This is a genomic window from Lachnospiraceae bacterium oral taxon 096, from assembly GCA_018141845.1.
Lineage (GTDB): Bacteria > Bacillota > Clostridia > Lachnospirales > Lachnospiraceae > F0428.
Window position 1 is genome coordinate 549,155 of sequence record CP073340.1, and the last position, 24,510, is coordinate 573,664.

At 34.0% G+C, this 24,510-nt stretch carries 27 protein-coding genes and 5 pseudogenes; 8 read left to right on the plus strand and 24 right to left on the minus strand.

Going from position 1 to position 24,510, the window contains the following annotated elements:
- Positions 1 to 71: 71 nt before the first annotated feature.
- The 8 genes and pseudogenes from J5A74_02710 to J5A74_02745 all read right to left on the minus strand — a co-directional run bounded on the left by J5A74_02710 (position 72) and on the right by J5A74_02745 (position 6,133).
- Positions 72 to 689 (minus strand): TetR/AcrR family transcriptional regulator, encoded by a 618-nt coding sequence (locus tag J5A74_02710; GenBank protein QUI96265.1) that lies wholly within the window; start codon positions 687 to 689, stop codon positions 72 to 74.
- 341 nt (positions 690 to 1,030) lie between these two features.
- Complete coding sequence (gene tnpB, locus J5A74_02715; GenBank protein ID QUI96266.1) at positions 1,031 to 2,134, minus strand: IS200/IS605 family element transposase accessory protein TnpB; 1,104 nt, start codon at positions 2,132 to 2,134, stop codon at positions 1,031 to 1,033.
- 17 nt (positions 2,135 to 2,151) lie between these two features.
- Positions 2,152 to 2,557: pseudogene (tnpA, locus tag J5A74_02720) on the minus strand (IS200/IS605 family transposase).
- Between the two features lie 173 nt (positions 2,558 to 2,730).
- Complete coding sequence (locus J5A74_02725; GenBank protein QUI96267.1) at positions 2,731 to 3,729, minus strand: NADP-dependent oxidoreductase; 999 nt, start codon at positions 3,727 to 3,729, stop codon at positions 2,731 to 2,733.
- Between the two features lie 9 nt (positions 3,730 to 3,738).
- Complete coding sequence (locus J5A74_02730) at positions 3,739 to 4,161, minus strand: Rrf2 family transcriptional regulator (protein QUI96268.1); 423 nt, start codon at positions 4,159 to 4,161, stop codon at positions 3,739 to 3,741.
- 500 nt (positions 4,162 to 4,661) lie between these two features.
- Positions 4,662 to 5,111: an ASCH domain-containing protein gene (locus tag J5A74_02735; protein ID QUI96269.1), complete on the minus strand. Its 450-nt coding sequence runs from the start codon at positions 5,109 to 5,111 to the stop codon at positions 4,662 to 4,664.
- A gap of 28 nt (positions 5,112 to 5,139) precedes the next feature.
- On the minus strand, positions 5,140 to 5,685 hold the full coding sequence (locus J5A74_02740) for a flavodoxin family protein (protein ID QUI96270.1): 546 nt from the start codon (positions 5,683 to 5,685) through the stop codon (positions 5,140 to 5,142).
- An 82-nt stretch (positions 5,686 to 5,767) separates the two neighbouring features.
- Positions 5,768 to 6,133 (minus strand): hypothetical protein, encoded by a 366-nt coding sequence (locus J5A74_02745; GenBank protein QUI96271.1) that lies wholly within the window; start codon positions 6,131 to 6,133, stop codon positions 5,768 to 5,770.
- Between the two features lie 17 nt (positions 6,134 to 6,150).
- Here J5A74_02745 and J5A74_02750 point away from each other — a divergent pair, with 17 nt between their 5' ends.
- The 5 genes and pseudogenes from J5A74_02750 (at position 6,151) to J5A74_02770 (ending at position 9,610) form a co-directional block, all read left to right on the plus strand.
- Positions 6,151 to 6,402: a hypothetical protein gene (locus tag J5A74_02750; GenBank protein QUI96272.1), complete on the plus strand. Its 252-nt coding sequence runs from the start codon at positions 6,151 to 6,153 to the stop codon at positions 6,400 to 6,402.
- Positions 6,399 to 8,021: an NAD-dependent malic enzyme gene (locus J5A74_02755; GenBank protein ID QUI96273.1), complete on the plus strand. Its 1,623-nt coding sequence runs from the start codon at positions 6,399 to 6,401 to the stop codon at positions 8,019 to 8,021. The genes J5A74_02750 and J5A74_02755 overlap by 4 nt, the downstream gene beginning before the upstream one ends.
- Positions 8,022 to 8,036: 15 nt before the next feature.
- A pseudogene (locus tag J5A74_02760) lies at positions 8,037 to 8,384 on the plus strand (AEC family transporter).
- 465 nt (positions 8,385 to 8,849) lie between these two features.
- Positions 8,850 to 9,302, plus strand: coding sequence for a transposase (locus J5A74_02765; GenBank protein QUI96274.1), 453 nt, complete (start codon positions 8,850 to 8,852; stop codon positions 9,300 to 9,302).
- Positions 9,303 to 9,409: 107 nt separating this feature from the next.
- Entirely contained in the window at positions 9,410 to 9,610 is a 201-nt protein-coding gene (locus J5A74_02770; protein QUI96275.1) for a transposase, read from the plus strand.
- A 241-nt stretch (positions 9,611 to 9,851) separates the two neighbouring features.
- On the opposite strand, the gene J5A74_02775 is transcribed toward J5A74_02770, so the two are convergent.
- Complete coding sequence (locus tag J5A74_02775) at positions 9,852 to 10,445, minus strand: MptD family putative ECF transporter S component (protein ID QUI96802.1); 594 nt, start codon at positions 10,443 to 10,445, stop codon at positions 9,852 to 9,854.
- Between J5A74_02775 and J5A74_02780 the strand changes: the two genes are divergently transcribed.
- Together J5A74_02780 and J5A74_02785 are read left to right on the plus strand one after the other, a co-directional pair.
- Positions 10,386 to 10,631 (plus strand): DUF4261 domain-containing protein, encoded by a 246-nt coding sequence (locus J5A74_02780; GenBank protein QUI96803.1) that lies wholly within the window; start codon positions 10,386 to 10,388, stop codon positions 10,629 to 10,631. The two genes, J5A74_02775 and J5A74_02780, sit on opposite strands and share 60 nt — an antisense overlap.
- 28 nt (positions 10,632 to 10,659) lie before the next feature.
- Complete coding sequence (locus tag J5A74_02785; GenBank protein QUI96804.1) at positions 10,660 to 11,016, plus strand: cupin domain-containing protein; 357 nt, start codon at positions 10,660 to 10,662, stop codon at positions 11,014 to 11,016.
- Positions 11,017 to 11,204: 188 nt separating this feature from the next.
- Here the strand turns inward: J5A74_02785 and J5A74_02790 are convergent, their stop codons facing one another.
- The 5 genes from J5A74_02790 to J5A74_02810 form a co-directional block, all read right to left on the minus strand.
- On the minus strand, positions 11,205 to 11,909 hold the full coding sequence (locus tag J5A74_02790; protein ID QUI96276.1) for an energy-coupling factor transporter transmembrane protein EcfT: 705 nt from the start codon (positions 11,907 to 11,909) through the stop codon (positions 11,205 to 11,207).
- Positions 11,899 to 13,416, minus strand: coding sequence for an ATP-binding cassette domain-containing protein (locus J5A74_02795; protein ID QUI96277.1), 1,518 nt, complete (start codon positions 13,414 to 13,416; stop codon positions 11,899 to 11,901). The genes J5A74_02790 and J5A74_02795 overlap by 11 nt, the downstream gene beginning before the upstream one ends.
- Before the next feature lie 2 nt (positions 13,417 to 13,418).
- Positions 13,419 to 15,128: an ABC transporter ATP-binding protein gene (locus J5A74_02800; GenBank protein QUI96278.1), complete on the minus strand. Its 1,710-nt coding sequence runs from the start codon at positions 15,126 to 15,128 to the stop codon at positions 13,419 to 13,421.
- The gene (locus J5A74_02805; GenBank protein QUI96279.1) at positions 15,121 to 16,908 is read right to left on the minus strand and encodes an ABC transporter ATP-binding protein; all 1,788 of its coding nucleotides are present in this window, start codon (positions 16,906 to 16,908) and stop codon (positions 15,121 to 15,123) included. The genes J5A74_02800 and J5A74_02805 overlap by 8 nt, the downstream gene beginning before the upstream one ends.
- A 103-nt stretch (positions 16,909 to 17,011) precedes the next feature.
- Positions 17,012 to 17,584, minus strand: coding sequence for a TetR/AcrR family transcriptional regulator (locus J5A74_02810; protein QUI96280.1), 573 nt, complete (start codon positions 17,582 to 17,584; stop codon positions 17,012 to 17,014).
- Between the two features lie 298 nt (positions 17,585 to 17,882).
- Here J5A74_02810 and mobC point away from each other — a divergent pair, with 298 nt between their 5' ends.
- A complete protein-coding gene (gene mobC / locus J5A74_02815) occupies positions 17,883 to 18,239 on the plus strand; it encodes a plasmid mobilization relaxosome protein MobC (protein ID QUI96281.1) in 357 nt (118 codons plus the stop codon).
- Positions 18,240 to 18,376: 137 nt separating this feature from the next.
- On the opposite strand, the pseudogene J5A74_02820 reads toward mobC, so the two are convergent.
- From J5A74_02820 to J5A74_02865, 10 genes and pseudogenes are all read right to left on the minus strand, one after another.
- A pseudogene (locus J5A74_02820) lies at positions 18,377 to 18,597 on the minus strand (nucleotidyl transferase AbiEii/AbiGii toxin family protein).
- Entirely contained in the window at positions 18,597 to 19,190 is a 594-nt protein-coding gene (locus tag J5A74_02825) for a type IV toxin-antitoxin system AbiEi family antitoxin domain-containing protein (protein ID QUI96282.1), read from the minus strand. Before J5A74_02825 ends, J5A74_02820 begins: the two are co-directional and overlap by 1 nt.
- A gap of 103 nt (positions 19,191 to 19,293) precedes the next feature.
- Positions 19,294 to 19,455 carry a hypothetical protein gene (locus tag J5A74_02830; protein ID QUI96283.1) on the minus strand — a complete coding sequence of 54 codons (162 nt, stop codon included), beginning with the start codon at positions 19,453 to 19,455 and terminating at the stop codon, positions 19,294 to 19,296.
- 152 nt (positions 19,456 to 19,607) lie between these two features.
- Complete coding sequence (locus J5A74_02835; GenBank protein ID QUI96284.1) at positions 19,608 to 21,086, minus strand: Lsa family ABC-F type ribosomal protection protein; 1,479 nt, start codon at positions 21,084 to 21,086, stop codon at positions 19,608 to 19,610.
- 46 nt (positions 21,087 to 21,132) lie between these two features.
- Positions 21,133 to 21,282, minus strand: a complete 150-nt coding sequence (locus J5A74_02840; GenBank protein ID QUI96285.1) for a DUF4368 domain-containing protein — start codon at positions 21,280 to 21,282, stop codon at positions 21,133 to 21,135.
- Positions 21,283 to 21,317: 35 nt separating this feature from the next.
- Positions 21,318 to 21,599 carry a hypothetical protein gene (locus J5A74_02845; GenBank protein QUI96900.1) on the minus strand — a complete coding sequence of 94 codons (282 nt, stop codon included), beginning with the start codon at positions 21,597 to 21,599 and terminating at the stop codon, positions 21,318 to 21,320.
- 195 nt (positions 21,600 to 21,794) lie between these two features.
- Positions 21,795 to 21,990 (minus strand): annotated as a pseudogene (locus tag J5A74_02850) (PcfB family protein).
- Positions 21,984 to 22,623, minus strand: a pseudogene (locus tag J5A74_02855) (replication initiator protein A). Before J5A74_02855 ends, J5A74_02850 begins: the two co-directional pseudogenes overlap by 7 nt.
- A 220-nt stretch (positions 22,624 to 22,843) precedes the next feature.
- Positions 22,844 to 23,074, minus strand: coding sequence for a 23S rRNA methyltransferase (locus J5A74_02860; protein QUI96286.1), 231 nt, complete (start codon positions 23,072 to 23,074; stop codon positions 22,844 to 22,846).
- Between the two features lie 261 nt (positions 23,075 to 23,335).
- Positions 23,336 to 24,496, minus strand: a complete 1,161-nt coding sequence (locus J5A74_02865; GenBank protein QUI96805.1) for an iron-containing alcohol dehydrogenase — start codon at positions 24,494 to 24,496, stop codon at positions 23,336 to 23,338.
- Positions 24,497 to 24,510: the final 14 nt, after the last annotated feature.

A 24,510-nucleotide genomic window follows, 5' to 3' on the forward strand; every position in this document is an offset into this window, starting at 1 on the left:
TCCTCCTTTCTGGTTAGCAAATACTAACACTATCGTTTATTTTAAGCCGTCTTTCGACGGCCTAAATTCTATTAATCAATTATTTCTACCGCATTTTTCCAATCCACAAATCTGCATAAAACCTTGCAATGCTCTTTGATTTCTTTCCAAGACATTTTATGAATGAAAGGCTCATAAACAGATGTCCAGAATATCGTACAGAGAACCTGCATTTCCTCATCAGTAATATCAGCTCTTGCAATATTTCTCTTTTTTGCCTCTTGGTAATATTGCTTATATGCATGAGTCATGCGAAAAGCAAAATCATGCCGAAAGTTTTCATGAATTGTTCTGGCAGATTTTTCTAAAAGTAATACAAAGTCTTCTCTAATATCCCATAGGATTTTAAACACATCTAAAATGTATTTTTCATTCATAATCCATGTATTTTTTACTTCTTCATCGCTCATAGAGGAAAAATCCACATCCGTTCGTTCAGAAACAAAACTATCTAAAGTTGCTACAGCTTTTTCAACAACCGCACCAAACAGTTCTTGCTTCCCTTTATATCTTTTATAAACAGCTCCAGTTGTTATATTTGCATTATTACATATCGTTTTCAGTTCAGCTTTTATAAATCCCTTTTCCATGAACTCTTTACGAGCACTTTCAATCAGCCTTAGATCAATGCTTGTATCACGTATTGACATATTATTACCTCAATATATTTCGATAAGTTAATTACCGATAATTTAATTATCAATTATATTTATAACATTCCCTAATTCAAATGTCAACTGTTTTTCTTGGTGCTTTAAATTATCGTGTGGATAAAAAAATCTCAGGATTGAACTGAGATTTTTTTGAAATGCCTTGTTTTATTTAGCTATATAAGATATTACATAATGCATATTTTCAGGGATTGCCATGGTCATATCCTCTATGTGAACTACCCATAGTCTAAAGCCTATGGGCTTCCTGCTTCGCTGACCTCGCAACCTACTATCTCCACAGGCGTTAATTCGGGCAGTCCCTGCCCTATTGTTTTTTCTTATACTACTTGTCTTAATCCTTCTGCCAATATATTTTTTGCCGCATTGATATCTCTATCGTGTTTTGTATTGCAGAAAGGACACATCCAATCTCTTACTTTTAGATCTTTTACATTTGTATTTTTATATCCACAACTAAAACATAGCTGGCTACTTGCATAAAATGTATCTATCTTAATATAATTTCTACCATTCCATTTTGACTTATATTCCAGTTGTCTTGTCAGCTCATACCACGATACATCGCTTATAGTTTTCGCTAAATTATGATTTTTCACCATATTTTTTATCTGTAAGTTTTCCGAAACTATCACTTGGTTTTCGTTTATAATTTCGCTTGAAATCTTATGCAGATAATCTTTTCTTGTATTAGCTATTTTCTCATGGCATAGTGCTATTTGTTTCCTTTTTTTCTGATAGTTCCTACTCCCCTTTGTTTTATTTGCTAATTGTCTTTGTAATTTTGTAAGCTTTTTCTCATATTTTTTAATTGTCTTCGGATTTTCATATTTCTTCCCATCTGATGTGATACATAAATCTTTTATTCCTAAATCCAATCCTATTTGTCCGTTTGTCTTTACAAGTGGACTATGTTCAGTTTCTACAAGAACAGACACATAGTACTTGCCACTTGGTACCTTAGATATAGTTGCTGTTTTTATCCGACCTGAAAATTTTCTATGTAATTTTATTTTTACCCTTTTTAATTTTGGCAGCTTTATTCTTCCTCTATCAAAATCTACAGTTATATTCCCATTTGTAAAATTGGTTGTATATGATTTACGATTACTGTGCTTACTCTTAAACTTTGGATAACCTGCATGTTCTTTGAAAAACTTTTGATAAGCACTATCCATATTATAAATTGCATTTGTTAAAGCAAATTTATCTACTTCTTTTAGCCATTCATAAGCTTTTTTCAGCTCTCTATTGCAATAATTATTACAATCTGTCTTACTGACAGACTTTTTTTCTTTTTCATAAGCATCTTTTCTGTACGCAAGGGTTTGATTATATACAAAACGACAACAGCCAAATGTCTTTGCTAACTGTATTTCTTGCTCTTTGTTTGGATAAATCCGATATCTATATGCCTTTAACATTAAGCTTACCCGCCTTTCTACCCTTGATTTTCTATATATTGCTTTAACATTTCTTCAGAAACATTGCCTACGCTACAAGCAAAATATCCATCCGTCCAAAATGTATGTTCTTTCCAAAAATGATTCTTAAGATATTCTGTATGCTTTTTCCATATATGATATGTTGTATAACTCTTAATTAGATTAACCACTTTACTTATGGATATTGTAGGCTCAGTTTCTATCATATAGTGTATATGGTCTTTGTCTGTTTCCATATATTTTATGATTATATTACTCTTTGTGCATATCTCATAAGAAAATTGTTTTATATAATCTGATATTTCTTTTGATACTAAAAGCTTTTTTCTATACTTACATACAAAAAATAATATGATACTGTAATAAATATTTGTGTCTATTCTTTGATTTCCATACTCCCATAACGCTAGTTATTGTATCACAAATATCTATTTTTTGCTACCTTAACCCACCATCTAAAGCTAGTGGGATTGCGGTAGCATTATTTCAAAGCTTCTTGTACTTACACGTTTTTTTATGGCTTCTTTTACATCAATATTTAATTTATCTACTTCTCTAAACTTCATATCTTCTCCTTACATAGTGATAACTGTTTTACCCTTAGACCTGCCGTTGGCAACCTTGTCTAGTGCTGAATTTACCTCTTCCAAAGTATAAACTGTATCTATAGACGGTTTTATTCTTAATTTTTCAAATAGGTCCGCCACTTCCTGTAGTTGTTTTCCATTTGACTCTACAAAAATAAAATCATAGGAAATACCATATTTACTTGCCAACTTATCGAATTTACTTCCTGCCAAACCCAGAATTATCTGCTTCCACATTGGTAAGCCCATTCTCTTAGCAAATGCTCCATTCGGCATTGCTCTAAGAGAAATCAACTTCCCTCCTTTTTTGAGAATCTGCATCTGTTTTTCAGTCTCATTTCCCCCAAGGGTATCCAATACATAATCAATATTTGATAGTGACTTACTATAGTCTTCTGTTTTATAGTCAATGAATCTACTTGCACCAAGCTCTAAAATTCTGTCTTTATTTTCTGCACTTCCATTTGTAACAACCTTAAGTCCCTTTGCTTTAGCAATAGGAATAGCCATCGCACCGACACTGCCTGTACCTCCCGAAATAAAGATAGTTTTTCCCTCTTCTGCTTTCATAAGCTCCAATGCCTGCATTATTGTAAGTGCTGTTAAAGGTACTGCTGCCGCCTCTATATCCGAAAGATAATCCGGTACTTTTGCAAGTGCATCTTCATTTACAGCTATATATTCAGCAAATGCTCCGATTTTATCAAGTGGTAACCTTGCAAAAACACGATCATTTACTTTAAATTTTGATGCCCTTGTACCGACTTTTTCAACTGTACCCACAAACTCATTACCTGCCAATGTAGGTAATTTATATGGAACGATCATCTTCACTTCACCACATGAAATCATATTATCAAGTGGATTTACACCTGCAGCCAATACTTTTATCAGTACTTCTCTCTCCCCAATAACTGGTATTCCTAAATCAACCATTTTTACCGAAATATTATTCTTATTGTATTGTTCTACCTGTGCCGCTCTCATTTTTCACCTCTATTTATTTCTATTATAAATCTTATACATATCTTCAATTAAAGACTTAAGAGTTTTATTCTTCAAATTTAAAAGTAATTGTTTCTCTGACTCTTCAAATATCGGAAGTAAAGCTTCCCTAATATTCGCCCCAATGGGACATTTATCATTTGCTGTATCATGAATATGTAACAAATCTTTTTCAGGGTAAACTGCCAGATATACTGTAGCTAAATTAAGCTCATCAGCTTTTACTTTTAAACTCATTCCCTTTTTTCCCTGTTGACTCTCAATAATATTGGCGTCCTTAAGTAATGTAATTATTTTCCTGATATGACTGGCATTTGTTCCCACACTCTGAGCCAAAAGTTCTGAGGTAACAACTTTATCAGTCTCTTCAATATAAACTAATATATGTAGTGCTATTGAAAATTTTGTATCCATATCTTTTCCTTTCTTAAATTTACTTTGAGAGTATAACTTATACTTGTATCTATGTCAAGTACAAGTTTTGTTTTATATCTTTATTTCAAAATACATAAAAACTTTTATTTACATTCATTGTCTTTGGTAGTAACATATATTCACTAAAAAAGTCATAAAATATCATGTGTAGATTGGTTATATAATGGAAAGAAACTTATTACTTTATGGATACAAGAAAGCTTCAATGTTTTCGACTTGTTTATGAACCATCTTCATTAAACAATTGATCTGCAATGCCTAGTTCTTCTAGCTCTTTTGTTCCAGAAGTGCTTGGTTTAGTCGCCTCAATTATTTTTTTAACAGGAGTTCCCGTTTACTTATTTCTATCACCTCCTCTTCGTTCTTAAATTACAATATTTATAAGAACAAAAATCAATATTTGGACAAAAAAACAGCAAACCTTTGTGATTTACTGTTTCTAAAATTGTTCTATTCAATTAGATAAAAATGGAATTTGTTTAATAAATCTTTTCAAATACTTCGCATAACATAGGTGCTTGTTCATAAAAAATTTTGCCAACCAATTTATATTCTTCATAAAAGAATCTGTCGTGAACTTCTCTCCAATACCGATAGCTTCTATCACCTTCACCTTCATGCCATGCATGTTCTGGTGTAATTAAGTGATAAGGCATGATATACACTACCTTTGTTTGAGTAATACACACTGGCTCTTCTGAACCATTGAGAATAATATTATACTCTCCTACCTGGGGTATATGCTCTCCAACTTCATATAATTCATATGCTGAGGTCGTAGCTGTCTTAATTTTACAATTAACTAATTCTGCCAATTCATCAGCCATTTCTTTAGTATTTCCAAAGCTCCACGATTCATATTTTATGTCTTTAGGTAACTTCTTTTCATTGCAAAATTTAATCCAAAACGCTTTGACTTTATCATCCATTTAAACTGCCTCCACAACTTTAAATCTTTCAGCTCAAAATAATATTACAAAATTCTTTTATTTCATCAATTCTTGTAGCAACATCTTCTTTATACTCAATAGAACAAAGACCTAATTTACCACAAGATTCAATTTCCAAATGACCATGAAAATGTTCAATACTACTAATAATTCTTTCACATTCTGGCATACTTGAACCTGTTCTCAATGCAATAGTATAACCTTTTTTACCAGCAGATAGTTTGGCATGTGGCTCATGTGTATTACACCAAGGTGTACATTTATCTATAAAAACCTTAAATTGTCCTGGAATATCTGCCCAATATGAAGGAGACACTGACACTATTATATCTGCCCATTCGTACTGTTCCATAATCTTTATAACATCATCTTTTTGAAAGCATTGTGCTGTTTTATGGCAAGTTCTACAACCTTTGCAGAAAGCAATTTCATAATCATCAATGCATATACTTCTTACTTCATTTTCTGTACTAAGATTATCCTTTACTATATTTACGATTTCTGCTGTCGCACCATTTCTGACTGGACTACAATTTATAATAAGTATCTTCATAAATTCCTCCGCAAATTCTAAATTTATCACTTCCTAAATTGAAACTGATTTTATAGCTTCATTGAGTCCTTATCGACATCAATCAAGTTTGGACAATAATGCCACTGTCTCCACGTGTGTTGTCACTAATATTGGAATACACATACTTCACCTTGTCACTGACATCGGAACACATTTTTTTCGCTTTTTCTCCGTTTTCATCGTAACCGCCAACGATTACCTTTTCAATTATACTCTCAAAGATACCTTTGTCAAATTCCTCCAGCACCTCATTTTGAGACAGTGCTTTCTTAAAATCTGCAATTCTCCTTTGCAGTGAACTTTCTTCATCCGCCTGCTGTTGGAAATACTCCAGCTTAGCCTTTGTATTACTTAAATCTGTTTTGAGACTTACATCTGTTTCTTCATAAATATCCTGTTCCACAATGCCACTCAAATAATTGTCCAACAGTTTCTTTCTCTTATATGAAAACAAGAGTATATTTATTAAAATATGGAAAAAGAGTTGATATTAGAATAGACATAGATATTAAGATTGTATTGTTAAAGAAATTATATAATATCCTAATATGGAAGCTTAACTCCCATGTTACAGATGGAATTAATAATAATTTTATTAAAAAAGGCATAAAATCTTATCTGATACGAGATATTATATTCTATATACAATTGTGTTATAATAAGCATACAAAATTAAAGGAGGAGGTTGCATTATGAATGCACATGATATTTTGAATAATCCCTTTTTAAATAAGGGAACTGCCTTTACACTTGAAGAGCGTAAAGAACTTGGCTTAGTTGGAGTTTTGCCACCTTATGTGCAAACCTTGGAGGAGCAAGCGGCACAAACCTATGCTCATTTTTCTAAAAAAGCAACAAATCTGGAAAAACGCTTGTTCTTGATGGAAATCTTCAATACTAATCGCACCTTGTTTTACTATCTTTTTAGCCAACACATTGCCGAATTCAATCCGATTGTTTATGATCCAACGGTTGCAACTACGATTGAAAATTACAGTGATTTGTTTGTTGATACGCAATATGCAGGCTATTTAGACATTAACCACCCTGAAAATATAGAAGCTACCCTTAAGAATGCGGCCGGAGACCGTAATATTAGACTTATTGTTGTGACAGATGCGGAAGCAATTTTAGGTATTGGTGACTGGGGAACCAATGGTGTGGATATTTCAGTTGGAAAGCTTATGGTTTACACAGGAGCGGCCGGTATTGACCCTGCAACTGTTTTACCTTTGGTCATTGATGCCGGAACTAACCGTAAAGAATTGCTGGAAAATCCTAACTATCTTGGGAACCGCCATGAGCGTGTACGTGGAGACCGTTATTATGATTTTATTGATCAGTTTGTACAAACAGCTGAACGACTTTTCCCTAAGCTCTACTTACACTGGGAAGATTTCGGTCGTCTAAATGCTGCCAATATTCTCAACAAGTACAAGGATAAAATTCCTACTTTCAATGATGATATCCAAGGAACGGGTATTGTCACACTGGGTGGTATTTACGGATCATTAGATATTAGTGGTGAAAAATTAACAGACCAAATCTATCTTTGCTTTGGCGGTGGAACAGCAGGTGCAGGAATTGCATCACGTGTTCTCAGTGAAATGATTACAGAAGGACTCTCAGAAGAAGAGGCTTACAAACGTTTCTTTATGGTAGATAAACAAGGTCTTCTTTTTGATGATATGGATGATTTGACACCTGAGCAACGTCCATTTGCAAAGAAGCGTTCTGACTTTGCTAATGCTGACAAGCTAACAGACTTGCTTGAAGTTGTAAAGACGGTTAAACCGACAATCTTGGTAGGAACATCAACACAACCTAATACCTTTACAAAAGAAGTTGTTGAGGCTATGTGTCAAAACACTGAGCGTCCAATTATTTTCCCGCTGAGTAATCCAACTGAGCTGGCAGAAGCAAGTGCTAAAGACTTGATTGAGTGGTCTGATGGAAAGGCTTTTGTAGCGACAGGAATACCTTCCGACAATGTGGATTATAAAGGGGTATCTTATCAGATTGGTCAGGCTAATAATGCTCTTATCTATCCCGGTCTGGGACTTGGAATGCTTGCTTCAGAAGCTAAGCTCTTGACAGATGAAATGATTGGTGCAGCTGCACATTCATTGAGCGGTATAGTTGATTCAGGTAAACCGGGCGCACCTGTTTTGCCACCATTTGCTTATGTGTCAGAAGTTTCAAGTAAAGTAGCGGAAGCGGTTGCTAAAAAAGCTCAAGAACAGGGATTGGCACAAAGTCAAGAAACTGATATGAAGAAAGCTGTCAGTGAACTTAAGTGGTATCCAAAGTACTAGGAAGTAGTATAGAGTATGGTTTTTTTGACTTCAATTGAAAATATTATTCCCATTATAGTCCTTATAATTCTGGACTATTTCTTGCAGGTACGAGGATGGTTTGATGATAGTTTTGGCGGTAATTTATCTAAGCTGATTATGAATGTCGCAATGCCTGTTTCCATCTTTGTGTCTGTTTTGAAATACCTGATTTTGGATAAGTTGATTAGTCTGTCCGGTGGTATGATTTATACCTTTGGTGTTTGTATTTTAGGCTATATCTTTGCATTTGCGGCTGTAAAAATATTTAATGTTCGCTCCGGGTGCCGTGGTACGATGATTAATACCTTTGTCAATGCTAATACCATTTTCATTGGTCTACCTTTTTTATTATTATAAATAAAAAAACCTCCAAGTCCCCAGTTCATCACAACTACACTTGGAGTAGGTGTTCATATGAACGACCTAGCTAAAATTTTAGGCATTGATGAAGCAAAAGTCAATATAAAATCTATAAATGATTATGCAATCTCATTTTATATTCAGACAGATATCAAGCCTCATTCATGTCCTAACTGCAACGCATTGACTTCTAAAGTACATGACTATAGGATTCAAAAGATTTAAGATATTCCTTTGCAGGGTAAATCATGTTTTTTATTTTTGAAAAAGAGGCGTTATCATTATTCTCATTGTGGTAAGCACTTTTATGAATCTTATCCTTTTATTGTGAAGTATCTACATCGGACATCCAGACTTACTCGATGGATTGCTAGCTCATTTTTCGATACCCTGAATATTCAACAGATAGCAAACAGGGCCAATGTTTCATCTCATACCGTTTATCAAGTGCTTTCTACAATTCATCATTCTTCTTCTAATCTTGGAGAAGCCATTTCCATAGATGAATTTAAGGGGAATGTAGGCACTGAGAAATATCAAACGATAGTGGTTGATCCTGTAAAACATAGAGTATTTGATGTACTCTATTCTAGAAAAGGAACTTGTCTGGTCGACTATTTTAAATCGCTTGATCAATCTAAACGTATGAAAGTCCAATACTTTTCTTGTGACATGAATAAAACCTTCATCGACTTGGCTAGGATATATTTTCCCAATGCAAAGATCGTTATTGATCGTTATCATTTCGTCAGACAAGTCTATTGGGCTCTTGAAAATGTACGAAAGAGAATTCAAAAAAGAATGTTGCCTTCTCTTAGGAAGTACTACAAACGAAGTAAGAGCTTAATTACAAAGAGAAAAGCAAAGCTATCGAACAATAACCGAGCGGCACTTGAATGAATGCTTGAATATTCAGAAGATTTAAGAAAAGCACATTTTACTAAAGAGTTATTTGTTGATATTCTTGATGAAAACGCCTATTCAAAGCAAAGAACTTTGTTTAGTGAATGCTCCGTGAGGTAAAAAACTCAGGAATTGAAGAGTTTAAAGCAGCAATCACCGCATTTAGAAATAACTACAAGTATATCTTAAACTCTCTTAAGTACAGGTACATTTCAAATGGCCAGATAAAGGTGCTGAAAAGAATATCTTATGGCGTACAAAACTTTAAATATTTTAGAAACAGAATTTTAATGGCTATGGCTTAAAAAAAAGTGGGGACGAGGTTTTTTTGTGGTGCAAAAATATATCTAAACAAAACAGATATAGGGTATTCTATAAATCTGTTAGAAAAAACTATGCAATGCCTTCAAAAAGAGTGGGTTGACAATCAACCCACCCCAATATTTGACAAAGAACCTTTTTTCTATATGAATAACAGACCCTAAATAATACATAGCAATTACCTCCATTATTTAATCCATTTTTTCCCTCACAAACAAAGATTGATTAAATCACTCCTGCTTTTTCAAAATGTTTTTTAAGTATCCTTGTTGCAACGAATGCTCCTATGCAAGCAAGAACAAATGTTATCAAGGCAAAGCCTACTGCCCACGAAACTTTGAAATAAGATAATGCTTCATTTATTTGTGCTTCACTCATTTTCCATTTTGATGCTCTTTCCACAAAAGAAGCTGTCCCGAATAAAATTACAGGAATTACTGTCCCTAAAAAATCTGCTAATGCAAATGTCCCATACCCAATAATCATTCGTCCCTTGCTCTCATAATTTCCTATAATCAAATCACATATAATTCCACCGATTACAGCAAAGACTGCATGAGGCAAATGTCCTCCTGACAATGCAATTAAACCAAGAAGCGTTCCTGATATGGTAAATACGCCATTCTTTCTAACTTTCAAAGCCATAAGGATATAAACGGTAGCAGCTACCATAAAGCTAACTCCTGAAGCAATAAATCCTCCAATAACTGTTGTTGCCATAGCAAAGCTGGCTGCCATGTATATGACAATTCCAATTGCATTAAAGATTCCGATTGTAATAAAATCACGACCATTCAATTTGTTATTGCAATTTTCGATAGTGTATTGTATTATATCTTTGAGCACGATAACCCTATTGATGACGGTCAAACGATTGCAGGCTTAGAAAATGGAGATATGAATCCAGATATCAAATGGAAGGTTCAATATGAGGATTCCTTAATTCAACCTGTTCGCACTGTTATAGATATTAATATGGGTGAATATACATCGGGCACTCGCTAGTTGTAAATTGATGAAAGGTGTGAGCATTATGAATGATCAACGTGTTTTTGACATGGAACTTGTGAAAGTTGAAAGTCTAGAGAACGCTGTTAAGACAGCATTTTATCAAACTGATTCCACAGGTGGTTCAGTATGGGTTATTAAACCTGGTCAAACCTTACCAAAGCATTACCATCATAACTCTGATGATATATGGGTTATATTGCAAGGCAAGGGGGTATTTTATCCAACGCCTGATACGGAGGTGCCTTTTACAAAGGGGCAAGTTATAGTATCTAAAAAGGGTGAATGTCATGGCGCAAAAAATACTGGAACAGAAGATGTTATCTTTGTAAGTATCGTTGCTCCTGTACCTTCTGATTATGACCCTGTTAGTACTAATTAATATGAAAGCACTTTATAGTATTTTGTTATCTTGTAATAGAGATAGAGTTATACCATAAAGTGCTTTTTATTTTATACAGTCATTCTTTGTGAATATACCTTTTCTATTTTAGATGCTATGATTTTGATTTTGCTATTCTTATTTGTTATTTCTATATTCTATACAATTTGTTTTTCATAAAAGTTCTCCTAATAAATTTTCTGTATTACTATCACAAGAGCAATCATCAAAGCTCCTAATAGTCCAATCATTAGGTCTACCCAGCTAAACCGCAATTCTGTTAATGTTACCCTGTTTTCATCACTATCAAGTCCTCTAATGAGTGCTGAAGCTGACAGTTCATCTGAAATCTTAATCATTCTCATTAAAAGCGGAACAAGCGTATATTCCATATATTTAATTGGATGTAGCAACGGGAAAAATCTGCTTGTTGTAATTCCTCGAATCTTCATATTCTCTTTTAATGCCTTAAATTCTATTTTTATAGTTGGTACAAACCTAAGTAAAACACTAAAAGGTATACCAATGCTTCTTGGTACTTTCATTCTATTTAATGCTACAAGCATTTCACTTACGCTTGTAGTTTTTGTTATATATCCACCAAACATAGCAATTAAGGTCATTCTTGATGCAAAGTAAATAAACATATATATTGCAAATACGATGCTTGCTTGGCAAAACTTGCCAAGCCCTAACTCTATACAGTATAAAAGGACAAAAAACAAAATAAAGCGTAATGCTATTTTCCACATACTGCTGTATACATACAGAAAAAAGGCAAAAGCAATCAGTCCGAAAAGTAGAATTGTATCGCTTATAAAAAAACTCGTAAAGGAGGCAATTGGAAGTAGAGTAAGTTTTATTCTCGGATCTATAGTTTTTCTATCTGCCAAGCTCTCTACCTCCTCTCATCTTGTCTAATATGAGAAATTTATTACTTTCACTCATATTTAAAACAGTTTCTATTTTTCCATCTCCCATTACCCACAGCTTGCTCACTGTATTTGCTAAAAACTCAAAATCATGACTTATTACCAAAACTGTTGTCCCATTTTTCAATTGTTCTTTAATCAGTTTTGCGACGGAAAGCATTGAGTCTTTATCACAACCTGATGTTGGTTCATCATAGATGAAAATCTTTGCCTGTTTCATCATTCCACAAGCTATTGTCAGTCTTTGTTTTTCTCCTCTTGATAAAGCAAACGGATGCTTATCAATGTATTTATCTAAGCCAAGTACATTCAAAATAGACTTTGCCTTTTGAGTATTTTCTTTTTTATCTTTACCCTCCATACCAAGCAGCATTTCATCAAGTACACTTTCCGAAAATAACTGATAATCTGAATCTTGAAATACAAAATATGACATATCCATTAAATCTTTACGATTCAACTCCTTATCTTTTTCCGCCCATATTTTTCCCTCTTTTATCTTCTCAAGTCCTGAAATTACCCTTGCAAAAGTAGTTTTCCCGGTGCCATTTAACCCAATAAGACCAATGGCTTTTCCGCACTCCATATTGAAATCAAGATGATTTAAGATGTACTTTTTTTGCTTATTTCCAACCTTACTTGCACTTGGGTAACAAAATTTCAAGCCTTTTCCACTGATACTTTCATCATTTAATTGATATAAATCTTTCTTCTCACTTATTCTGTATTCTTCTAATTCAAGAGTTCTTAGTCCATTCTCCTCCCAAAACTCCTCTTCAAGATGGATAACTTCTTCCCGACTCAAGTCCTGTGCAATTTCTCCATCTTTCACCAAAAGAAAACGGTCAAATAAAGATTTTACATAGTACAAACGATGTTCAATTAGAACAACCGTTGTTCCTTTTTTCTTTAATTTCTCCAAAATTAAAAACAGGTCAAATGTTGCTTTCATATCCAAATTTGCTGAAGGCTCATCTAAAATTAAAACTTTCGGATTCATCGCATAGATGCTTGCAATAGCTATCTTTTGTTTCTGTCCGCTTGATAATTCAAAAACAGATTTTCCTTTCAGTTCCGGGGTATCCAACTCTGCATATACTTCTTCTACTCTCTGTTTGATTTCATCTCTTGATTTGCAGATAGTTTGAAGACCAAAAGCTATTTCTTCATCTGTCGTTGTCGTAAAAAACTGACTTCTTGGATCTTGAAATACAGTTCCTACAATATGCCCTATTTCATGAAGTAATAATTTGCTTATATCTTTTCCGGACGCAAAGGCTTCTCCTTTCATTTTGCCTTTGTAATAATGTGGAATAAGACCATTCATTACACTTCCAAGAGTGCTTTTACCACTTCCACTTTTCCCTGAAATTAAAACAAATTCACCTTTTTTAATTTCAAGATTGATATTTTTCAAAGCAGTTCGCCCATCTTCCCATTCATAAGAAACATCTTTTAACAAAATCATGGTTACACCTCATATTGAGCTTTCCATAATTTTGTGTAGTAACCATCTTTCTCAAGAAGTTCCCCATGCTTTCCTTTTTCAAGTAAATTTCCTTTTTGAAATACGAGAATTTGGTCAGCTTTTTGAATTGTTTTTAAATGATGAGCCACTACAAGTACAGTTCTATTCTTTGCAAGTTCTGTAATAGCATCTTGTATCAAAGATTCATTTACAGGATCAACATTACTTGTCATTTCATCAAGAATTAAAATCGGTGCATTTTTTAGAAAAGCTCTTGCAATAGATATTCTTTGTCTCTGTCCACCTGAAAGAATCCCACCATTTTCTCCAATATCCGTTTCATAACCTTTTGGTAAACTCATAATGAAATCATGTATCCTTGCCTTCTTTGCAGCTTCAATGATTTCTTCTTTCGTTGCTCCTTTTTTACCTACCCTGATGTTTTCTTCAATCGTGTTATCAAACAGTTGAACATTTTGCATGACAATACTGATACGATCTAAAAGCTCATCATAAGGAATATCCCTTATATCAATTCCTCCGAGTGTAATTTTTCCTTTATGCACATCATAAAATCTTAAAAGCAAGTTAGTTATCGTAGTCTTTCCACTACCTGATTCTCCAACTAAGGCTGTCACCCGTTTTTCAGCAATATCAAAACTTAAATTTTCCATTTTAAACTCATCTTCTTCATAGGAAAATTTAATATTTTCAAAGACTATGTTATTTTGCTTCGGAATAATACCATCTGCCTTGTCAGGTATTATATCTGCATACAAAATTCTTGAAAGTCTCTCATAGCTGTCTACCGCCGAAACATAATACATATAGTGTTGTTCCATAGAAGCGAACGGCTTATAAAACTCTTTTGAAATTACTACAAAGATAATAAAATTAAGTACATCAAGATTTCCCTTTACAACAAATATTGCTCCTGCGATTAAAAGAATTAAATATCCAATATCCAGTAAAAAACCAAATATAGATAATTGTTTTGCCTTAAATCTTGAAGCTGCTTTGCTTGTTTCTCCAAACTTTTTTGTCTTGTTCATAAGCTCATTATCCAAGCTCTTATTGTTTAAAAAGCTCTTTAGTACAGGTATTCCTCTCACATATTCAACAAATAGGCTAACCATATCAAGAAGTGCTGAGTTGTTCTGATTTTCTATTTTTTCAGATTGCTTAATTGTCATATATAGAAAGGCAAGTGCAATCGGAACGGATACTGCCATTATCAGTGCCAACTTTATATCAATATTTGCAAGACCAACAAATACGACTGCACCTATCAAAAAATCACCAAACATTCTTGACCACATATGTCCTACAACAAGGGACATATTATCAACATCTTTATGAAGTATTGTGTTTATCTCACCAAGTCTTTCATTGGTATAAAATCCCAAACTGAATTTCTTTAATTTGATAATCATGCGTTCTCTTATTTGCTGAACAATATCAAAACCTGCACTATGCTTTTTCATATCCGCAACCATGTTACAAATACCTTTGAAGACTACAAGTAATCCAATCGCAATAAAATATTTATAAAGCATATCTAAACTCGTCCCCTCAAATATCTGAAACAGTATAGAAAATACGATAACAATCATAGCTATGGAGCTTAGTCCATAAAGGGCAAAGAATACACTTGATATAATCAAATCTCTCTTGCCGGTTTTTGTAAGTAGTTTTAACATTTCTCTAAACATTTTCTGTTACCACCTCCGTACACTCGCAATCCACTCCGTTCTTTGCTCGTGAAAGACTATCGTCTTTCAAATTCCATCTATCTACCTTGTTCTGTGCTTCAACCATATCCTTATAGAACTCACATCTTTTCATCAGCTCTTCATGGCTTCCTGCATCAAGAACAACACCCTTATCCATAACTATAATTTGGTCTGAATCTCTAATCGTATTTAGATGATGAGCAATTGTAATGATGATTTTATCCTTACTTAAATCATCAATCGCTTCACCGATTAGTCTTTCATTTTCACTATCAACAGCTGCCATTGCCTCATCTAATATTAAAATCGGTGCATTTTTCAGTATCATTCTTGCAATAGAGATTCTTTGTTTTTCTCCACCGGATAACTTAACTCCCATTTCACCTACTCGTGTTTCATATCCATTTGGCAATGCTGAAATAAAGTCATGACATCTTGCTTTTTTAGCAGCTTCTACGACTTCTTCTTTTGTTGCATTTAGTTTCCCGATTGCAATATTGTCAAAAATACTTAAATCGAAAAGAATGACCTCCTGTTGCACACTTCCAATAAGATTTGAAATATTTTCCTGACTGTAATCCTTTATATCTTTCCCATTTATTTCTATTCGTCCGCTGTCAGCATCCCAAAATCCCATAAGCAAATTAGATACGGTACTTTTCCCACAACCGCTTGCTCCAACAAAGGCATTTAAGCTATTTTTCTTAAAAGTCAAATTGATATCTTTAAGCTCAAAGCCATCTTTTCCGTATGCAAAATTCACATCTTTAAATTCTATGTTTCCAAATTCTAAACCTTGTTCTGTCTTTTTGTTTGGAAGTGGAACGGTTAAAACTTTTCCAATCGCCTTTAGAGCTTCCTTAAACACAATAGAAAAATGTTGTAGAGTGGCTGTCTTGCTTATGGATGCTGTAAACGCAGAGGATAGAATAATTGCGAGTATAAATTTAGGTGTTGTTATTTCTCCATAATAAAGAAATATACTTCCCAAAATCATGACAATAACTACTCCAATTTCCATAAATATGTCAATGAGTCCCATTGGAATTGTAATTGCTCCCATGCTCTTTTTAACCCAGTAAATATACTCTCTTGCCGTTTTTAATGTTCTTTCGCTAATCTCCTCTTCTTTAGCAAAAGCCTTAATCACAGAGATATTTTTTACATATTCCATTAGCTCTTCTCTCATCTTGTTTTCATGGTTAAAGTAAATAGCAAAGTTCTTATCCATTGTTTTCTGTGAAAGAACTTTTACCAAATACATGAGTGGAACTCCGGCAATCATTCCAAGAGCAAGACGCCAGTCTACAAAAATCATAGCTATGAAAATAATGGTAGGCAGAAGCGTAACTGCCATTATTTCAGGAAGACCATGAGCAAGGTATACTTCCACTTGCTCCACATCATGCTGAACAATGTTCGTAAGCTCCCCTGTATTATGTTCTTTGAAAAATCCCAAACTTAGTTTTTTTAGATGCCCAATAATATCTATCCTAAGTTCTGTCAATTTTTCGTATGCTTTCTCATGAGCAACCTTTATTGCAAAATAGTAAAACACACCTTTTAATACAAACGACATAAAGATTCCCAAGAATATATACTTTAAATTAGCTTCGTTAATATTGTTTGTGATTAAAGAACTAATCAAATATACGAGTAAGATTTGTGGTATCAAATCACATACTATTTTTAAAGCAAGAAGTGAATTGGATAAGCCATTTTTTCCAATCGCTTTTTTTCTTAATTCTTTTTCCGGCATGAACAACGCTCCTTTCAAAATTGAATAATATTAAATTTAAATTCATTATTAAGGTTTGAAGTAAGACTTTGCTGATTACGCAAAGTCTATTTTTTAGTGCTAATTATAGGGATTCCACTCCCTTGTAATAACACCTTGCAATAAGTTTTAACATGTCTTTTGCCCACTTTTCACTTTGATAGTGCCTTGCTATTTCAAGAAGCCCCTCTGTAAAGTTACTAGCTAAAATATGGGCAAGCATTGGATCATATTCCTCTTTTGATTGTCTTTTTAAACTTACTTCAATATGAACCTGCATTTGTGATATGAGTTTGTGTTTGGCTTCTGTATGTTTTGTACCTGAGCTTTTATCCATTAAAATAATTAACTTCTTACGCCCTTTTAATAGTTCATGAATATAGTTTTCTCCAACTTCATCAAACCTTTCAGAAGCAGAACCTTTTTCCAAAGACTCCTCCTCATCAAAAGCTGACTCGAAATTTATATAAACAGAACTTACTACTGCATCAAACAAAACTTCTTTATTCTTGAAATAGGTATAAATGAGTGCCACAGGAATATCTGCTTCTTTTGCAATTTCTGTTAATTTGGCACCTCTATAATCCTTTTTATAAAACACTTTTTCTGCTGCTTCAAGTATTCTATTTCTAACTTCTTCTTTTAATACTTGTGCCATAGCACACCTCTTTCTATTTCAATACTGAATTTATATTTAATAATAAATTATAATTCAATATTTGTCAAGTTACATGTGGAAATTATGGTGTCCTTATGGTATAATTTAGTAGTAAATTCAAAACTTGCTTAACGCTTGCTATCTAATTCATTCTTATGTAGCAAGCACAGTAAGTGTACGGACACTTACGGAAAAATTGATGAAGCAGCCCTTTGGGAACTGCTTCTTTTTTTATCAATTTTTGGCTTGTTAGGGAGAACCCTAATACCCTGAAAATCATACAAAGGAGGAAATATCTATGGCAAACAGAATACGAAATGAACGACTTGAAATTAAGTTGACCAAAGAAGAAAAAACTCTTTTTGAGGAGAAAAGGAAACTTGCAAAGTGCAGAAATATGAGCCACTTTATCCGCAAATGTGTTTTAGAAAAGGAGATTTATCAGGTAGATTTAGAGCCTTTTCGGGATTTACAAGGCTTGCTTAGAGGTGCTACAAATAATATCAATCAGATCGCAAAGAGAGTAAATCAGACAGGTATCATCTATAAAGATGACATCCAAGATATGAAGAAAGTGATTGAATATTTTTCTAAAGAGTTGTGGCAAATTCACTCCCTGCTTCTAAAAAGAACTGCTGAAACGGAAGGGAAATGACAATGGCGATTACAAAAACACACCCTATAAAATCAACATGAAATAAAGCATGGAAAACATATAGCCTTTAAGCCAAAAGATAAGCAGAGATTTACAAGAGCGAAAACAATTGGCGAAGATTATACCGAAGAACGATTAATGGTAGTGTCTATATCCATTGTAGCCCTTGCCTCTACCCCTACAAAGATGCTACCAACATTCCGCCTTTTAGGATAAAACTTCCATTGTATTTTGATAAAAATACTCGCTCTAAAAACCGCTCCATCATATATTTTCTAATCAGTACATGGGCTTCAATACCGACTTCTTTTGACAAATTTCGTATCAAATCTTTTAGTTGTTTTGATAAATGAATCATTATAATAACACCTCCAAATATTTACTTAACATATGGTTTACTCGAAGTTTTTTTGCATATTCCATAAGTAGATGCAAATTCTTGTCTTTACGCCTAATATACTGCTTCATTGCATCCTGAAAAATTTGAATTTCAATTTGTGAACGACTACGAATCATATCACAAACAGTTCGCTCAGGATTATAGATGAAAACTTCATTTCCAAAAGGTGTTTTTGCTTTTGAAATCCCAAGTTCAAAAAAGTCTTTTTTAATAGAGAATACTTTTACACCATCTTCTCTTAAATGAGTGGCATTATATCCACTTTTTACCGTAACAGTATATTGCAGCGGCTCTTGATCCGTCATATCAAGCAGAAACAAAGCTGTATCATGAGAAAAGATTATTTTCGGGCAACGAAGCTGTAATAAGTACAGTCCATCTTTCCATACATATGGAGAACAATAAATTCCATGTGAAATACGCTCATAATTATATTTTTCTACAAATTTTGCCAAAGTCGTTTTAGAAATTCCTTTACTGATAACTTCTGAAGTTCTTAAAACTCCATTACCTGCAGCTGAAATTTCCACAATCTGTTCTAACTGGTTCATGAACTCACTTCCTTTCACGCTCTTATTATATATTATATAAGCGTAAAAGTAAATATATGAGCAAAAAAGCCGGTGCAGTCCTAAGACCACACCAACCATACATTTATCTCTCCGTTTCTTTAGGTTTTTCTTTACTTTCTTTCGGCTTTTTCTTATCTTCCGCCTGATATTCTTTGATAGCACCAAGTATGGATTTTTTACCGTTTTCTTGACCGTTTTCTTGACCTTTTTCAGAATTGAGCAAGGTATTTAACTTAGCTTTCATTTTTTCAACATCTGCTCTAAGCTGTCCGAATAGCTTTACGAAATCTCTCTGTTTAAAGTCCTTTGGAACTATTCTCTTTTTTTACGCCTTCTGATGCAAAAACTATCTCACCAACTGTTAAATCAACCCACCCCAACATTTGACAAAGAACCTTATAATTGTATGATTTTATTGGCTACATCTTCTACAAATCGCTTATCGTGTTCCACAAATATAAGTGTAGGCTTTGCTTCTTTTATGATTTCCTCAATCTGTATTCTTGATATTACATCTATATAATTTAATGGTTCGTCCCAAACAAATAAATGAGCTGGCTTTGATAAACTTATGGCAATTAAAACTTTCTTTTTTTGTCCATCACTATAATTCTTCATATCAATTTCAAATAATTCTCTTGAAAAATCTAATTTTCTAAGAATTGTTTTACACAATGTTTCATCAACATCTTGCTTATGAATATACTCATTTAGGCTACCTGTTAAATCAGATGTATCTTGAGGAATATACGATATTTTCAAATTACTTGCTAATTTTATATCCCCTGTATACTCGTGTTTTAAACCTAATAAAATTTTAATCAAGGTCGATTTTCCGCTTCCATTGCTACCATATATAGCTACTATATCGCCTTGTTTTATCTCAAAACTTAGGTTATTTAATATCTGTTTTTCTCCATAGTATGATGATAAATCACCAACCGATATTAGAGGGTTTTTATGATGATGTAATGGATGTAATAATAGACTTTCCTTTGTTTCAATATCTTTCAGTAAATTCTGTTTTTCTTCTATTGCCTTGTTTTGTCTATTCTCCAAATTCTTAGATTTTTTCATCATCTTGGCTGACTGATGACCTATATGTCCTTTGTCTGGTTTTACACCTGATACTTTTACACCATTTTTAGTATTTTCAATTTTATCAGACCAAATTTGACTTTGTCTTGCAGCTTCTTTTAATCGTTTAATATCTTTTCTTAATTTCTCGTTTTCACTGATTTCAAATTGGTCTTTCATTAATTTGTTTTCATACCATGATGTAAAATTTCCTGATTGAACATCAATAGAATTCCTGTTAATAGAAATAACATGATTGATACAACCATCTAAAAAATCTCTATCATGAGATATAAGCAAAAATCCTTTTTTACTTTTCAGATATTCACTTACAATTTTTCTTCCGTCCATATCTAAATGGTTTGTTGGTTCATCAATAAGTAAAAAACCATCTTCTCTCGTAAACAAAATAGCTAAAAGGATTTTTGTTTGTTCTCCTTTAGAAAGCGTTTCAAACTCTCTGTAAACAAGGTTCTCATCTACATTTAGCAAATTAAGTTCTCTAAATAATTTCCATTCTTCCTCATCTGATATTAGTTCTTTATATAACTCAATCCCTAATTTTGAAGTATCAACTATATTTGGTGGAAATTTAATAAATTCAACATCCTTGGTTATTTTACCTTGATAAGTTTCTTGATTTAAAAGTAACTTAAATAGAGTTGATTTACCAATTCCATTTCTTCCTATCAATCCTATTTTCCAGTTTGTATCAAAGGAAAACGATACATTTTCAAATATAGGTTTTACATATCCATAATATGAGAAAGTGAGGTTTTCAATTTTAATTGCCGACATAAAAATACCTTCTTACAATCCTATTTTATTTAATATAATACCATTCCTAAGCCCTTTTTTCCATATCTAATTTTTGTAGTACTTGACAGTTACCTATAAAGTTAAAATACACATCAACTTGTTGTTTTCTGTCTTTTCCTTTTCTTCCTCCTGTTGATTCGTGGACTACAACTTTTTCTATATATTCATTTATCATTGGTACTGTCCGTTCCTCAATATCGGTATATTTCTCTATCTTTTTAGGAATTTATCGCTGTCAACTTTTCTCTGATGATAGCTTTCTATTTCATCTTCAAAATACTGTATTTGCTTTTCTAAATCTTGTTGCTCCGTGTCATAGATATTAAATAATCTATCAAAGTGTTTTACAGGGATTTTACCAAGTGCATGGTCTTCATATAGTTTTGTAATTAGGGTTGTTAGTTCTTCATTCCTTGAGGACAATTTTTCTAATTTCTCTTTATATCCTTGATATTTTTCTTCTCGTTTTTCATCGGATAACTCGTTCATCACTTTTAGAAATTCTTGCTTTTCTTCTTTTGCAAAAAAGACTTTATCTTTGGTTAATATGTCTGCTATCTGTGTTACTCCATATCCCTCTATTACAAGCCTGTAAATGCGTTTTACGACCTTTGCACTCTCTTTATCGAAAAGTATCCTGTTTGTTCTTTGGGTTTCTAAAATAGCCGTATGGAACGCTTGGTGATACTCTTTTACCCTCTTCCATTCTTGCTCTGAAGTCTTCTACCGGTATTTCTTCCAGTTGCCCTTTTTTCGCCATATCTTTGAGCTTGACTTCATTTCCATTTACTTTAACGAGTTTTTCAAGTCCTCCCAGTTTTTTCGCTTCTTTCATCATTTTTTTCAATAGCGTTAAAAGAAGTTTTCCGGTTACTAAAACCATGAAAGGATTGTTGCCTTATAGTCTTTATAGGTCTTTCCGGTACTTTTGCTGTATGCGGATAGTCTTTCGATATAGTTATCAAGCTGTCCGTTCATCGTGATTTGCAATTCTGATACATCTTCATCTGTTAAAAACACATTTTGAAATGTGCCGAGCTTCATAAAATCTCTCTTACTATACTCACTCTTATTATTATCTATATAGTTAGGGTAAAGAGTTTTTACTTCCTGAAGTAAAAGTTTTTAACTTCAAGAGGTCAGTTTCTTTTATTTCCGATATACTCATAAAGTCTTTTACATAAATGATGTTCGGCTTTCCAAGTCCAAGTCTTACTCTTTCAATCAGTCCAATGCCTTTTTTGACATCAAGTTCATCCAATATTTTTATTGCCGTAGGCTTTGAGATATTTCTTCTTTTCATAATTTCTTCGACTGTGAAGTAGATAAATACTCTGCCTTCTTTGTCTATCCAGTTATTCTTAAATGACATTCCTGTCCGTTTCAAAAGCATGGAATAGAGTATGATTGCTTCGGCAGACAGCCCTCTAAATCCTTCTCCGGCAACCAATATCTCCGGCACTTTTAGAAAATTAAATCTCTCTGCTTCCCTGTTATAGAAATAGTCAAAGTCCATAATTCCTCCTTCCTTGATTTTTTCGCAAAGAAAAAGACGATAGTTTTTTCTATCGCCTCCCATAACCATTTTATGGCAGCAAATACACACATCAGCATAAGTAAATATAGGATTGCTGTTCCTACGCTAAGCAAGAATATCAGAAATGCAGCGAGGATACTTAGTGATAAGCTAAGTGGAAACAAGATTATTTCCATCTCATAAATACCCTCCATTTCTATTAAATCATTTTAAAATGCCTTAAAGCATCCATGATAGCTTCCTCTTTTTCCGGTGTGCATTGTGGAATAACCTGTTTCTCTTTTTTTGATTTATTATAATGCTCCCTCAGTACAATTCCACATTTCTTTTTAATCTGTGCAATATAGAGTATCGAAACCTTTAAATCAAATTTTTCCAATATATATTCCTTAATTTGTGCATAAGACGCTTTACTTTCAGCACTTGTCAAATCAAGCTAATCAAGCTTAATTTCAACATCTATATGCTTATCGACATCGAGTTTGGACAAAAGTGCTACCGTCTCCACATGTATGATGTTTGCAATCCATTCAACTGTAGATGTACCGTCTTGTGCCAGCCTGTTCTGTCTGCTGTGCCTGCTCTGTCCGGGCCGGCGCACTTTCATCTGAATCAGCGTTTGGATTCGCGCTGCTGCATGCCGCAAGGGACAGCGTGATGGTAAAGGCAGCGATAATTGACATCAGTTTCTTTATCTACATTCCAAAAGCACCTCCAATAATTCTTCCCTGCTGAATTTCTTAGCACAGCCGCCGGTCAGGATCGTCGTATCTGCAATCGCCTTGAAATTCGTATCCTCCGGAATATTCATCTCGGCAAATGTTGTCGGCAGTCCTATCTCCTTGATAAATGCGGCAAGAGCATCAATAAATGCATCTGCGAGTTCTTCCTCGCTTTTGCCTGTAGGATCAATATCCCATACTTCCACAGCAAGCCTTGCAAACTGTTTTACTGCTTCCGGGAGCATATGCCTGTAAAGCACGGGATGCAGCACCGCCAATCCCTGTCCATGATTACAGTCTGTAAAAGCACCCAGCTGATGCTCCAGCATATGGCATTGGAAATCGGTTGCTTTTCCAATCTTAAGGATTCCGTTTTCCGCCATTGCAGCAGCCCAGATCAGTTCACTTCTCGCCTGAATATCTTCGGGATTCTTAAGTGTCACCCTTATATTTCTGATGATGTTTCTCTGAGTTGCCTCATTTATCTCATCAGATATATTCACGTCACGAGGCGATCCCATATAGGTCTCCATACTGTGGGACAAGGAATCAAACGCACCTGAGATCACCTGCTTCATCGGCATCGTCATGGTATACATCGGATCAAGAATTGCGAAATCATAGAAAGCTCCCCAAAGCGGAGATTTTGACTTCTTCTCTTCATTCGTGATCACTGCTCCGTTATTCATTTCCGCGCCGGTGCCAAAAGCAGTAACCACAGCGCCCATTGGAATAAACTCTGTCGGGGCACCATGCTCTGTATGCTCAAAGTCCCAAAGATCCTTTTCCATCTTTGCCTGGGCTGATACAACTTTACAGCAGTCGATTACAGAACCGCCGCCAACGACAAGAATAAAATCTATCTTGTTGTCCCTTGCCAGCTTCGCTCCTTCCTGTACCTTTGCATATGTAGGGTTGGACATGATACCGGTAAACTCTGTAATCTTCTTTCCCGCAGCATTAAGAATACCGACCAGCTCGTCATAAACACCGTTTTTCTTAATCGATCCGCCGCCGTATGCAAGCAGCACATTTTCTCCAACTTTTGCAAGCTCTGCTGGCAGGTTCTTCTCCGCTGCCTTTTCACCAAAATAGACCTTTACCGGGTAACTGTATGTGAATGATTTCATTTTTTCTCTGCCTC